13 protein-coding genes are annotated in these 12,491 nt (G+C 70.6%); 2 read left to right on the top strand and 11 right to left on the bottom strand.

From position 1 onward, the window contains the following. Window positions 1–9 precede the first annotated feature (9 nt). The gene (locus EBN03_RS09190; protein WP_122187530.1) at window positions 10–333 is read right to left on the bottom strand and encodes a hypothetical protein; all 324 of its coding nucleotides are present in this window, start codon (window positions 331–333) and stop codon (window positions 10–12) included. Between the two features lie 118 nt (window positions 334–451). Between EBN03_RS09190 and EBN03_RS09185 the strand changes: the two genes are divergently transcribed. Further along, on the top strand, window positions 452–1,183 hold the full coding sequence (locus EBN03_RS09185) for a M50 family metallopeptidase (RefSeq protein WP_122187529.1): 732 nt from the start codon (window positions 452–454) through the stop codon (window positions 1,181–1,183). Here the strand turns inward: EBN03_RS09185 and EBN03_RS09180 are convergent. The 7 genes from EBN03_RS09180 to EBN03_RS09150 all read right to left on the bottom strand — a co-directional run bounded on the left by EBN03_RS09180 (window position 1,143) and on the right by EBN03_RS09150 (window position 7,591). Then, complete coding sequence (locus EBN03_RS09180; protein ID WP_122187528.1) at window positions 1,143–2,036, bottom strand: STM4011 family radical SAM protein; 894 nt, start codon at window positions 2,034–2,036, stop codon at window positions 1,143–1,145. The two genes, EBN03_RS09185 and EBN03_RS09180, sit on opposite strands and share 41 nt — an antisense overlap. Before the next feature lie 2 nt (window positions 2,037–2,038). Beyond that, complete coding sequence (locus EBN03_RS09175; protein WP_122187527.1) at window positions 2,039–3,406, bottom strand: STM4012 family radical SAM protein; 1,368 nt, start codon at window positions 3,404–3,406, stop codon at window positions 2,039–2,041. Then, window positions 3,403–4,248 carry an STM4013/SEN3800 family hydrolase gene (locus tag EBN03_RS09170; RefSeq protein WP_233608269.1) on the bottom strand — a complete coding sequence of 282 codons (846 nt, stop codon included), beginning with the start codon at window positions 4,246–4,248 and terminating at the stop codon, window positions 3,403–3,405. The genes EBN03_RS09175 and EBN03_RS09170 overlap by 4 nt, the downstream gene beginning before the upstream one ends. After that, window positions 4,235–5,332 carry an STM4014 family protein gene (locus tag EBN03_RS09165; protein WP_122187526.1) on the bottom strand — a complete coding sequence of 366 codons (1,098 nt, stop codon included), beginning with the start codon at window positions 5,330–5,332 and terminating at the stop codon, window positions 4,235–4,237. The genes EBN03_RS09170 and EBN03_RS09165 overlap by 14 nt, the downstream gene beginning before the upstream one ends. Then, window positions 5,329–6,273, bottom strand: coding sequence for an STM4015 family protein (locus EBN03_RS09160; protein ID WP_122187858.1), 945 nt, complete (start codon window positions 6,271–6,273; stop codon window positions 5,329–5,331). The genes EBN03_RS09165 and EBN03_RS09160 overlap by 4 nt, the downstream gene beginning before the upstream one ends. A 120-nt stretch (window positions 6,274–6,393) precedes the next feature. Further along, entirely contained in the window at window positions 6,394–7,212 is an 819-nt protein-coding gene (locus tag EBN03_RS09155; protein ID WP_122187525.1) for a tetratricopeptide repeat protein, read from the bottom strand. 184 nt (window positions 7,213–7,396) lie between these two features. Beyond that, window positions 7,397–7,591: a hypothetical protein gene (locus EBN03_RS09150; RefSeq protein ID WP_122187524.1), complete on the bottom strand. Its 195-nt coding sequence runs from the start codon at window positions 7,589–7,591 to the stop codon at window positions 7,397–7,399. A gap of 32 nt (window positions 7,592–7,623) precedes the next feature. On the opposite strand from EBN03_RS09150, the gene EBN03_RS09145 reads away from it, so the two are divergent. Then, a complete protein-coding gene (locus tag EBN03_RS09145; RefSeq protein WP_122187523.1) occupies window positions 7,624–8,049 on the top strand; it encodes a nitroreductase family deazaflavin-dependent oxidoreductase in 426 nt (141 codons plus the stop codon). Window positions 8,050–8,092: 43 nt separating this feature from the next. Here the strand turns inward: EBN03_RS09145 and EBN03_RS09140 are convergent, their stop codons facing one another. The 3 genes from EBN03_RS09140 to EBN03_RS09130 form a co-directional block, all read right to left on the bottom strand. Next, entirely contained in the window at window positions 8,093–10,447 is a 2,355-nt protein-coding gene (locus EBN03_RS09140) for an excinuclease ABC subunit UvrA (RefSeq protein WP_122187522.1), read from the bottom strand. After that, on the bottom strand, window positions 10,447–10,857 hold the full coding sequence (locus tag EBN03_RS09135; RefSeq protein ID WP_122187521.1) for a VOC family protein: 411 nt from the start codon (window positions 10,855–10,857) through the stop codon (window positions 10,447–10,449). Before EBN03_RS09135 ends, EBN03_RS09140 begins: the two co-directional genes overlap by 1 nt. A 69-nt stretch (window positions 10,858–10,926) precedes the next feature. Further along, a complete protein-coding gene (locus EBN03_RS09130; protein WP_122187857.1) occupies window positions 10,927–12,441 on the bottom strand; it encodes an AMP-binding protein in 1,515 nt (504 codons plus the stop codon). Window positions 12,442–12,491: the final 50 nt, after the last annotated feature.

The following is a 12,491-nucleotide window of genomic DNA, read 5'->3' as shown; positions in this document are numbered from 1 at the left end:
GGTCGCGGGTCACTTGTTGAAAAAGATTCCCGCGACGTCGGCGTTCTTGATCGGGGTCTGCGGGTCGCGCTGCGTACTGCACAGCAGACCGACCGCGGCCATCGTCATGTCCACGGTCGTCCCCGCGGGCTGATGCTGGGTGTCACCGGACTGCTGCTGGACGAACTTGGTGACGGTCATCCGCTGGGTGTCCTGGTCCTGCTTCACGTACTCGCTGCACGGGGTGTCGCCACCCTTGTTGAGGGCCTGCTTCACCTCGGTACAACCGGACAACAGAACGGCGGCCACAGCGGACAGGGCCAGACCAACGGCGGACCAACGGCGAATGCTCATGTGCCCAGCCTAGGCCCTCGCGGCCGCGACGGCAGCAGCCGAACCGGCCGCTGACGTCGGCGCCTGCCGCGGATCGACCCGAACGCGGACGGCGCCGGATCCGGATACCCTTCGCCAGGTGAAGGTGTCGCAGATCTCCGCCGAATTGTCCTCGGTGACCGACCGACTCGGTTCGGTCTCGGCCGCCCCGCCGCCGTGGGTCGTGCTGGCCACAGCGTTCGCGGCACTGCTGCTGGTCGGCTGGAATCCGGTGTGGCGACGGCTGCGCACCGGGGTCACCATCGTGCACGAGACCGGCCACGCGATCGTCGCGGTCGCTACCGGCCGCAGCCTCAGCGGCGTGCGGCTGCACTCGGACACCTCGGGGGTCACGGTGTCGCGGGGCAAGCCGTACGGGCTGGGCATGGTACTCACCACGCTGGCCGGCTATCCGGCACCGTCCGCGGTCGGGCTGGGCTGTGCCGCACTGCTCGGCGCCGGCCGGCTGACCCTGATGCTGTGGATCGGCGTCGCCGCGCTGGCCGTGCTGCTGCTGTTCATCCGCAACGCCTTCGGCCTGCTGGCGGTGCTGCTGGCCGGGGCCGCCGTGTTCACGGTGTCGTGGTTCGGAACCGTGGTGCAGCAGAGCGTGTTCGGCTACACCACGGCCTGGTTCCTGCTGTTCGGCGGCCTGCGGGCGGTGGCCGAACTGCAGCGCACGCGCGTGCGTGGCGACGGCTCCGACGCCGACCAGCTGGCCGGGCTGACCAAGATTCCCGGCCTGTTCTGGGTGCTGCTGTTCGGCGCGGCCGCGCTGGCCGCCCTCGGGTTCAGCACGCGGCTGCTGATCGACTTCCGCGCGGTCGGCTAGGCGGCGGCAGCCACACCGGCTCCGCCGGGATCCGCTCCAGCACCCCGCCCGCGAAGACGTCGTACAGCGGGACCTGCTCGGCGTGCACATAGCCGATATGGCAGTCGCAGACCTCCAGCGGGCAAGGCCTGGGCCGCAACGCGTCCCGGAACGAGCCGTCGTACAGGTTGCCCAGTACTTCGGGCACGAAATGACAGCGCCGGACGGTGCCGTCACCGTCCACCGACACCACCGACTCCCCGGTCCGGCAGGCCCGGCCCCGCGTCCGGTGCGGGCGCCGGCTGTAGTCGAACAGGGGGTCGACGGCCGTCCAGTCGACCGCCTCGGCGTCGGTGTACCGGTGGCCCTCGGCGGCGTTGACCCACAGGTACACCGCATCGGCGAGGTCGGCGCGCAGGCGGCGGGCGGGCTCCAGATGCTCCGGCAGTCCGACGACCCCCACGCTGAAACGCACCCCGAGCGCGGTGAGTTCGGTGGTCTTCGTCAGGAACCGGTCGTACGGTGTCTGGCCGGGGTGGTAGGTGCACCACAGGGCGACGGTGTCGCGGTCGGCGTCGGCGAGCCAGCCGGTGCGGCAGCTCAGGTTGGTCTGGATCGCCACCCGGCGCACCTGCGGCAACCGGGACAGCTCGACCAGCGCCCGCCGGTACCAGGACCGGACGAGACCCTCACCCCAGGGCGTGAACAGGATCGACAGCTCCCGCTCCTGGCCGGCCACCCACGCGCAGAAACGCTCCAGCGCGGCGCGGTCGGCGCGCAGCTGTGCGGTGGTGTCGCGGCGCTTCGCGAACGGGCAGTACGGGCAGTCGTAGTCACAGGACGCGAGCGGGCCGCGGTACAGGATGGTCAGCACGGTCAGCGGCCCTCGTAGGCGGCCATCGCGGCCCGCACCCGGGGCGAGAACAGTTCGGGCCCCAGCGCGTCGGAGTACGCCAGACCCAGCTCGGTGAGCCGCAGCCGGGCGTCGCCGGCGCGCAGCCAGCCCCGGGCGGACCAGCGGTCGAGCTCGGCACCGAAATGCTCGTGGGGATCGGCGCCGAAACGGGAACGGTAGTCCGCCAACGGCATTCCCGTCGCCTGCAGGATCGACTGCAGCAGGTGCCGGCGCCGGGCTTCGTCCTCGGTCATCACGTGGCCCACCGCGGCGTGCCGGAAGTCGGCGACCGTGCCCGCCACATAGTCGTCGATGATGGCGCGCACCTCGTGCGCGCCGACCGCGTAATCGAAGGAGTAGTGCAGCGTCCGCGTGTACGACCGTGCGCCACAACCGAGTCCGATCATGCCGTCGGTCTGGCAGGCGTAGTCGCTGGGACCCGGATCGGGCGCGTCGCCGCGCCGGAACATGCGCATCGACTCCTGCACGTAGCCCGCCGCGAGCAACCGATCGCGGCCGCGGCGATACAGGTCCAGGCGATGCGCGTCCCACTGCGGGTCGGGTCGACCGCCCCGCCGGGCCAGGCCCGTCAGCGGCCGCACGTACAGCGGGTACAGGTACAGCTCCTCGGGACGCCAGGCCAGCGCGGCGTCCAACGACGAAGCCCAGGAATCCGTTGTCTGGCCGTCGATTCCGTAGATCAGGTCGATATTCAGCAACGGGATCGCGGCGTCGCGGACCCGCTGCAACGCGGCCTCGACGTCGGCGCGGCGCTGCGGCCGGACTGCGGCACGGGCCTCGGTGTCGTCGAAGCTCTGCACGCCGAGGCTGAGCCGGGTGGCACCGCGAGCGGCCAGCACCGCGAGCCGGTCGGCGGTCGCCGTGGCCGGTGACGCCTCCACCGACAGCGGGACCGCCCGCAGGTCGGCACCCAGGCTCTCGGCGATGTCGCACAACCGGTTCAGCTCCGCCGCGGTCAAGTAGGTGGGGGTCCCGCCGCCGAACGCGGCGGTCGCGAACCTGGCCGACGGCACCAGCGCCTCGCGCACCGCCTCCGCCTGCCGCTCGAGCGCGTCGAGATAGCGGGTGGTCAGCTCGCCCGGCGCGCCGACCCGGGTGAACAGGTTGCAGAAGCCGCAGCGCACCTCGCAGAACGGCACGTGCAGGTAGAGCGACAGCGCGTCCTGCGGTTCGTGCGCCCACAGCTCGGTCAGGGCCGGACGGGGACGCAGCTGCCGGTACGCCGTCTTGTGGGGGTACGCGTACACGTAGTTCTGGTAGGGCGCAACGTATCCCGGCGGCACCTCGTCCGACGGCGGCGCCGGCACGGGCAGGTCGGTGACGGTCATCGCGGCCCCGCCAGGAAGAAGTGGGCGTACGGCACGGTCCACACCACGGGGTGTGCGAGCCGATGCCCGGTGTAGCCGTCCTCGCCGTAGGCGGTGCCGTGGTCGGAGCACACGATCGCGAAGCAGCGCCGCCTGCTCGCCATGGCGGCGAACAGGCGCCCGATGTGCCGGTCCACGTACTCCAGCGCCGCCGCGTGCGTGGCCCGGGTATCCCCGGCGTCCGCGGTCGCGCCCGCGGCGTAGAACCAATTCGGTTGGTGCAGAGCGGAAACGTTGACGAACAGGAACAGCCGGCGTTCGGCGGGAAGCCCGGCCACCACCCGCGCGGCCAGCTCCACCTGCGCCTCGAACGAGGTCGGCGAGGTCACCCCCAGCTCGGGTGACCAATGTGCCTCGGCGAACAGGCCGGGCAGCACCGAACCCAGCGCGCCCCGGCGGTTGAAGAAGCCGACGCCCCCGATGCACGCCGTGTGGTAGCCCGCGGCGGTCAGACCCGCGACCAGATTCGATTCCGGGAACACGAATGTCCCGGCGGCCGTGGACTCGCTCCCGCCGAACTCGGCGGCGAACAGCCGCGGATGCGGACCCGGCCCGACCGGGGTGGGCAGGAACCCGGCGAATATCGCTTGATGTGCGGCGTAGGTGAAACTGCCGGGGGCGTGGCGCTGCTCCCATCGGCCGCCGGGCAGGTGTCGCGCCAGGTTCGGGATCCGCCCGGCGGCCGCGAGCTCGCAGGCCACGTCGTAGCGCAGGGTGTCGAGGGTGACCAGCAGGATGTCGTCGGAGCCGACGACGGCGGTCATGTCCGGGTGCACGGCAGTGCGCTGGTCAGGCCGCGGCACGGTCGGACCAGCCTTCGCTGACCGCGACCAGTTGGGCCGCGTACGTGTCGAGGCCGTCGGCGCGGCCCGGGAGCCCGGTCAGGCCCGGGAGCAGGTCGCCGAAGGCATTGACCTCGCCGACCGCGACGCCGCGCCAGTTCGCGGCGGGCAGCAGGTCCACCCCGACGCACAGGGTGCGCGGGAAGGCCGCGGCGGCCGCTTCGGCCACCGCGAGTACGGTGTCCCAGCCGTAGCCGGCCGAGTCGAACGCGGCCCGCGCGGTGTCCAGGTCGCCGCGCCGCCCGCCCAGGTGCAGGTTGGTCATGGGGTGGGCGCTGGTGCGCAGCACCGCGTGGGTCGCCCGCCCGGCGATCACGACGATGCGCAGGTCGGCGGTGCGGCCTTGCCACGACGGTTTCGGTAGCCATGCCTCGAGGTGCAGGCGTTCGCCGGCGAGCGCGTCGACGAGGGCACCGACCTGTGCCTCACCGGTGAGCCGGCGCACGCGCAGCGAGTTGTGGACACCGTCCGCGGCGACCTCGGCGCTGGTGCGGGCCTGCACCCGTCCGCCGGACGCGGTCTCTACCGCGACCACTCCGGCCGCGGCGGAGCCGTGTGCGGGCTTGAGGAAGAATCGCCGCAGTCCGGCCGCGGCGGCCAACTCGCGGACCGCCGGCCAGTCCGGTGGTACCGGGGCCCCGGCACCCGAGGTGGGGGAGGCCGGCACCGGGACGTTCCTCGCGGCGAGTTCCGCGTGGCAGCGGCGCTTGTCGAACAGGACCGCCAGATCGCCGGGATCGGTCAGCCGTCGTCCGCCGCGCAGGGTATCGACCGCGGCGAGCAGTGCCGTGTACCAGCGTGTTCCGTCCGCGATGCGCGTCGGGGCGCCCGGGCCGCGCAGGGCGGTGTCCACGTCCGGGTTCTCGCCGGGTGAGTCGAGGCGCACCACCTCGTCGGGGTCGAACCGGGCACCGCGTGCGGTGAGCACCTCGCGCCACGACACCACCCGGGGGCCCGGAATGCCCAGGCGGGCAGCGGCATCGAGCAGCATCGTGACGCGGCGGTTCTCCGGGTTGCCGACGACCGCCAGGCGGGGCGGGGTCATTCGGCGACCGCGACCGACCGGTAGACGGTGCTGTCGTATTCGTACTCGTCGGCGTCGCCGGGGTCGAGATCCAGGCGCACGCCGGACGGTTCGAGGGCCGCCCGCACGCGGGCCCGCATGTCGTCGCTGAGATAGTTGTGGTGCAGATCGAGCGATTCGAGGTGGGTCAGCGGCTGTCCGGCGAGCAGCGCCGCGGCACCCGCGTCCCGCAACACTCCCTTGGACAGGTCGAGCGCATGCAGTCGCGGCAGGATCGGCGCCGTCGCGACGGCGGCCGCGATCTCGTCCTGGTATTCGCTGTCCGACAGCGCGAGCCGGGTCAGTCGCGGCAGCTTGTCACCCGACAGGATCGGGGCGAGGTCCTCGACGGACGAGTCGGCCCCGTAATCGGCTGCGCCCAGCCACAATTCGAGTTCGGTCAGGCCCGGCAGGTCGGATGCGGCCACCGCCCGCACCACCTCGGCCGGCAGTCCGCCCGACTCGATCACCAGGCTGTGCAGGGTCTCGTGCCGGACCGGAGTCAGCGCCAGCTTGTTGCCACCGCGTACCCCGAGGCGCTCGAGCCGGGGAAACGCGGACAGCAGGGCGGTGATGTCGGACTGGGTGATCCAGGAGATCTCGCAGTCCTCGGCGGTCATGTCCCCGAGGAACACCGCGCGCAAGGCGGTCAGTTCGCCGGCGGCCGCGACGAGGGCCTCCACCACGGGCGCGGAACTCCGTTCGTAGGGATCGGACCAGCCGCCGACGACGATCGCCTGCACGCCCGCCGGATCGACTGTGGCACGGAACTTCTCGAACGCCTCCGGCCAGGTGGTGGGTGCGTCGTAGGTGGGGACGGAGATTCGCCAGGCGACCGGGCCCGGTACGGGCGCGGGGTCGGTGTCGACGGGGAACTCCACGACGGGCAGGCCGTGGAACTCGTGTTGCAGCTCGCTGATCACCGTGGGGCGCTCCTGGTCTCGGGTGGGTCCGGTGGGCATTATGCCCGTTGCGCGCGGCCGCATCCGACCCCGCGGTTCGGAATCCGTGGTCGGGCGAGAGTCTCCCAGAACCCACTGACACTAGGCCGGTACGGCGGCGGCGCTGGCTCGCCAGGCGCGGGCCTCGCCGGCATTGCCGCGCCGGTCGAGTACCTCGGCCAGTCCGGCCATGGCGCGGGCGTCGCCGTGGCCGGCGGCGGCGCGCCACCAGCGCTCGGCCTCGGCGTGCTCGCCGAGCCGGAACCGCACCACGCCCAGGTCGTAGGCGGCGCCGGCATGACCGAATCCAGCTGCCTGCCGCCACAATTGGCAGGCCTGTTCGACGTCACCGCGCCCGTGCATGGCGACCGCCAGCTCGTAGAGCGCGCGTCGGTATCGTTCGGCCTCCGGGCTCGGCGGCGCGGTCGCCAATTCGACCACCAGCTCGGAGAATTCGACCGCGCCGACCCCGACGCTGCAGTGCAGCACCACGATTCCGCGCGGATCGTGTTCGATGACCATGCCGTAGTTGCCCGACCACGAGGTGACCGTGCCGTCGGCACTCATCCAGACCGGGGTGAGGCTGAACGCCGCCTCCGTGTCGTCCGGGCACAGTGCCAGTTGCACGCCGCCGGTCATGGCGTCGGCCCACACGTCGACCCCGCGCAGCACCCGGCCCTCGAATTCGACGTGCCCGCCGCTGACCGCCAGCCCGATCCCGACCCCGCGCAGTCCCGGCGGCGGCACCACGGTGCGCAGGGTCAGGGTGACGGTGGCGGATTCGGTGCCGAGTTCGCGGAAGAACATGGGGTGCACCGGAGTGCCGTGCCAGTCGACCGGGTCGGGGCTGAGATAGAGCTCGGACAGGGGCGGCGCGGACGGGTCGTCCCGCCCGTGGGTGTGGGGGTACGGGCCGGTCATTCTGCCCCGCCTTTCGCCGTGCTCGACCGTACGACTGCTGCGATATCGCGCAATAGGCTAGCGGGGGGCGCGCGGAAAATCGGCCGAACGACGAGCGCACTCTCGGGAAATTCCCTTGCAGCAGTGGATGTTTCGGGTGATATATCCGATAAGCGAGCCGATTTGTCGGACCCGCCCCGAATGGTCAGTCGTCGCTGCGGGTCCGGTCGCCGAGGAATTCGAGCAGGGCGGGATCGGTTGAGCTGATTCGATCCATCTCGGCATCGCCGCCGCAGTCGCACAGCGCCACCGTCACCACCGCACCGCGGCGGGCCACCACCCGCCAGCTGCCGCCGGCTTCGGTCCAGCGCCGCAGCACGCCGATCGGATCGTCCGTCACGAGATCACCGCCGATTCAGGAAGAATGCACACATGACCAGTCAGGATTGGAACACGCAGATCATCGACGAGTTCCGCGCGAACGAGGGACGCGTCGGCGGCCCGTTCGAGGGCGCACCCATGGTGCTCGTGCACCACGTCGGCCGCAAGTCCGGGCGCGAACTGGTGACACCGCTGGTGCACCTGCCCGACGAGCAGGACCCGAACCGGGTGTACATCTTCGCGTCCAAGGCGGGAGCACCGACCAACCCCGCCTGGTACCACAACCTGGTCGCCGCCGGAAAGGCCACCGTCGAGATCGGAGTCGAGACCTTCCCGGTCACCGTCACCGAGATCACCGGCGCCGACCGGGACCGGATCTTCGCCGAACAGGTCCGGCGCAATCCCGGATTCGCCGAGTACGAGGCCAAGACCGCGGGCATCCGCACGATTCCGGTGCTGGCGCTGCACCGGGCCTGACCGCCCGTCCGGCCGGTGACATCCACCACCGGCCGGACCCGGCTCACACGCCGACGTAGTCGGCGAGGTGTTCACCGGTGACGGTGGACCTCGCCGCGACCAGATCCGCGGGCGTGCCCTCGAACACGATCTGCCCGCCGTCGTGACCGGCGCCGGGACCGAGGTCGATGATCCAGTCCGCGTGCGCCATCACAGCCTGATGGTGCTCGATCACGATCACCGATTTCCCGGAGTCGACGAGCCGGTCCAGCAGACCCAGCAGCTGCTCCACGTCGGCCAAGTGCAGACCGGTGGTCGGCTCGTCGAGCACGTACACCCCGCCCTTCTCACCCAGATGGGTGGCCAGTTTGAGCCGCTGCCCCTCACCGCCGGACAGCGTGGTCAGCGGCTGGCCGAGGCTCAGATAGCCCAGGCCGACATCGTCGAGGTGACCGAGGATCTTGACCGCCGCCGGGATGGCGGCCTCGCCGGAGGCGAAGAACTCCTTGGCTTCGGTGACCGGCATCGCCAGCACCTCGCTGATGTCGCGGCCGCCGAGGTGGTAGTCGAGCACCGCCGCCTGGAACCGTTTGCCCTCGCAGTCCTCGCAGACCGTGGCCACGCCGGCCATCATGGCCAGGTCGGTGTACACCACGCCCGCGCCGTTGCAGGTCGGGCAGGCGCCCTCCGAATTCGCGCTGAACAGTGCGGGTTTCACACCGTTGGCCTTGGCGAACGCCTTGCGGATCGGTTCGAGCAGGCCGGTGTAGGTGGCGGGGTTGCTGCGGCGGGAGCCCTTGATCGGGCTCTGGTCGACCGAGACGACGTCCGCGCCGGCCGGGATCGAGCCGTGGATGAGCGAACTCTTGCCCGACCCCGCGACTCCGGTGACCACGACCAGCACCCCGAGCGGGATGTCGACGTCGACGTTCTTCAGGTTGTGCGCGGTCGCGCCACGGATCTCCAACGCGCCGTTGGGCTTTCGCGTGGTCTCCTTGACCGCGGACCGGTCGTCGAAGTGGCGGCCGGTGACGGTGCCGCTCGTGCGCAGACCCGCCACGGTGCCCTCGAAACAGACGGTGCCACCGGCGGTTCCGGCGCCCGGACCGAGATCGACGACGTGGTCGGCGATCCCGATGGTCTCCGGCTTGTGCTCGACGACCAGGACGGTGTTCCCCTTGTCGCGCAACCGCAGCAGCAGATCGTTCATCCGGGTGATGTCGTGCGGATGCAATCCGATGGTGGGCTCGTCGAAGACGTAGGTGACGTCGGTGAGCGCCGAACCGAGATGACGGATCATCTTGACGCGCTGGGCTTCACCACCGGACAGGGTGCCCGAGGGCCGGTCCAGCGACAGATAGCCGAGCCCGATCTCGACGAACGACTCCAGCACGTGCCGCAGGCTCGCCAACAGCGGCGCCACCGACGGCTCGTCGAGTCCGCGCACCCATTCGGCCAGGTCGCTGATCTGCATGGCGCACGCGTCGGCGATGCTGATCGTCCCGATCTTGGACGAGCGGGCCGCCGCGGTGAGCCGGGTGCCCTCGCAGTCGGGGCAGGTCTGGAAGGTGACCGCGCGGTCCACGAACGCCCGGATGTGCGGCTGCATGGCCTCGGGATCCTTGGCGAGCATCGACTTCTGGACCCGGGGGATCAACCCCTCGTAGGTCATGTTGATGCCCTCGATCTTCATCCGCTCCGGCTCGTGGTACAGGAAGTCGGCGAGCTCCTTCTTCGTGTACTTGCGGATCGGCTTGTCCGGATCCACCAGCCCCGACGACGCGTACAGCCGGTAGTTCCAGCCGCCGGTGGTGTAGCCGGGAATGGTCAGCGCGCCCTCGGACAGCGACTTCGAGTCGTCGTAGAGCTGGGTCAGGTCGATATCGGTGACCGAACCGCGGCCCTCGCAGCGCGGGCACATGCCGCCGGTGATGCTGAAACTACGGCGCTCCTTGACCTGTTTGCCGCCCTTGTCCACGGTGACCGCGCCGGCGCCGCTGATCGAGGCCACATTGAAGGAGAACGCCTTGGCCGAGCCGATGTGCGGTTTGCCCAGCCGGCTGAACAGGATGCGCAGCATGGCGTTCGCGTCGGTGGCGGTGCCGACGGTCGAACGCGGGTCGCCGCCCATCCGCTGCTGGTCGACGGTGATGGCGGTGGTGAGACCCTCGAGTACGTCGACCTCGGGCCGGGCCAGCGTCGGCATGAATCCCTGCACGAACGCCGAATAGGTCTCGTTGATCAGCCGCTGGGACTCCGCGGCGATGGTGCCGAACACCAGCGAACTCTTCCCCGAACCCGACACCCCGGTGAACACCGTGAGCTGCCGCTTCGGGATCTCGACGCTGACGTCCTTGAGGTTGTGCTCGCGGGCGCCCTGGACGCGGATCACCTCGTGGCTGTTGCTCGCTGCGCTCATCAGCGGGCCTGCTGGATGCGGATCAGGTTGCCGGCCGGGTCGCGGAACGCGCAGTCGCGCACCCCGTAGGGCTGGTCGGTGGGTTCCTGGACGACCTCGCCGCCACCGGCCGCCACCTTGGCGAAGGTGGTGTCGAGGTCCGGGCTGGACAGCAGGATGTTGGCGTAGGTGCCTTTGGCCATCATCTCGTCGATGACCCGGCGTTCCTCGTCGGTGAGGCCCGGGGTGGCGTGCGGCGGGTAGAGCACGATCGACACCTCGGGCTGTCCGGGCGGTCCGACGGTGATCCAGTGCATGCCGTTGAATCCGACATCGTTGCGGACCTCGAAGCCGAGCGTGTCACGGTAGAACGTCCGCGCGGCGTCGGGATCGTTCTGGGGCAGGAAGCTCGATGCGATGCTGATGTCCATGCGAGTCAGGCTAGTGCGGGACCTGGCAGTGCGGCTTCTCGATTCCTGATCGAGTCCGGGTGGTGCCGTTCACTGCCCGTTGCCGAAGGACTCCCGGAGTTTGAACTTCTGCAGTTTCCCGGTGGCGGTGCGGGCCAGTTCGGTGCGGAACTCGATCCGGCGCGGGATCTTGTAGCCGGCCAGGAACGTGCGGCAGTGGGTGACGAGTTCCTCGGCGGTGACCCCCGAGCCGTCGGTGACGACGAGGGCGGTGACCAGTTCACCCCATTTCTCGTCCGGGGTACCGATGACGGCGGCTTCGCGGACCGCCGGGTGCGAGGTGAGCGCGTCCTCGACTTCGATCGAGGAGACGTTCTCGCCGCCGGAGATGATCACGTCCTTCTTCCGGTCGGAGATCACCACGTAGCCCTCGGCGTCGATGGTGCCGCCGTCACCGGTGTGGAACCAGCCGTCGGTGATCGCGGCCGCGGTGGCCTCGGGTTGTTCCCAATAGCCTTCCAGCACATGGTTTCCGCGGGCCAGGACCTCGCCGTCGGCGTCGACGCGCACCGAGACGCCGAGCGCGGGTACGCCCGCCCGGGACAGCCGGCGGGCCCGTTCCTCGGCCGGCAGGCCCGCCCATTCGGCGCGGTCGCGGTTGACGGTGAGGATCGGGGTGGTCTCGGTGAGCCCGTAGATCTGGTTGAACTGCCAGCCCAGGACCTCGCCGACCCGGGCGATGGTCCGGGTGGGCGGCGGCGCGCCGGCCACCACGATCCGCACCCGGTCCCGGCCGGGGATCGGGCCGTCCCAGGTGGCGGCCGCGTCAAGGACGGCGTTGATGACCGCGGGTGCCGCGCACAGCAGGGTGACACCGTGGCGTTCGACGCGCCGCAGGATCTCGGCGCCGTCGACCTGGCGCAGCACGATCTGCGGTACGCCCATGGCGGTGGTGATGTAGGGCATGCCCCAGCCGTTGCAGTGGAACATGGGCAGGGTGTGCAGGTAGACGTCGTCCTCGTGCACGCCCATGTGCAGCCCGAACACGGTGGCGTTGAGCCAGATGTTGCGGTGGGTCAGCTGTACGCCCTTGGGGCGGGCGGTGGTGCCGGACGTGTAATTGATCGTGGCGGTGGCGTTCTCGTCGGGGTCCGCCCATGCGGCGGGTTCGACACCGTCGAGGTACAGGTCGTCGTCGGCGCCGAGCACGAATTTGTGTGTGGCCGTGAGGTGTTCGAGGACGTGTTCCAGGGCGGGGTCGACGTAGACGACGTCGGCGCCGCAGTGTTCGACGATGTACCGGATTTCGGGCAGTGCGAGCCGGAAGTTGACCGGCACCAGTACCCGCCCCCATCCCGAGACCCCGAAGAACGACACCAGCAGCCGCGCGCTGTTCTGCGAGATCACCGCCACCCGGCCCCCGACCGGCACGCCCAGCCGATCCAGCCGCGCGGCCTGCGCCCGCGCCCGCGCGGCCACCTGCGCGAAGGTGAGCGTGCCCAGGCCGGGAGCCGGCTGATCGGGCTCGTCGACCACCGCGATCCGATCGGGGTAGACGTGCGCGGCGCGATCGAGGAAATCACGAACCGTCAAAGGCACCAGCATGATCGGACTCATTCCCTGAAAGCCTGGCGGGCCGGCGACGACCGCGCCCC

The organism is Nocardia stercoris (genome assembly GCF_003696265.1).
GTDB lineage: Bacteria > Actinomycetota > Actinomycetes > Mycobacteriales > Mycobacteriaceae > Nocardia > Nocardia stercoris.
The sequence above is the reverse complement of the archived record's forward strand: the minus strand, read 5'-3'. Positions and strand labels throughout refer to the sequence as shown.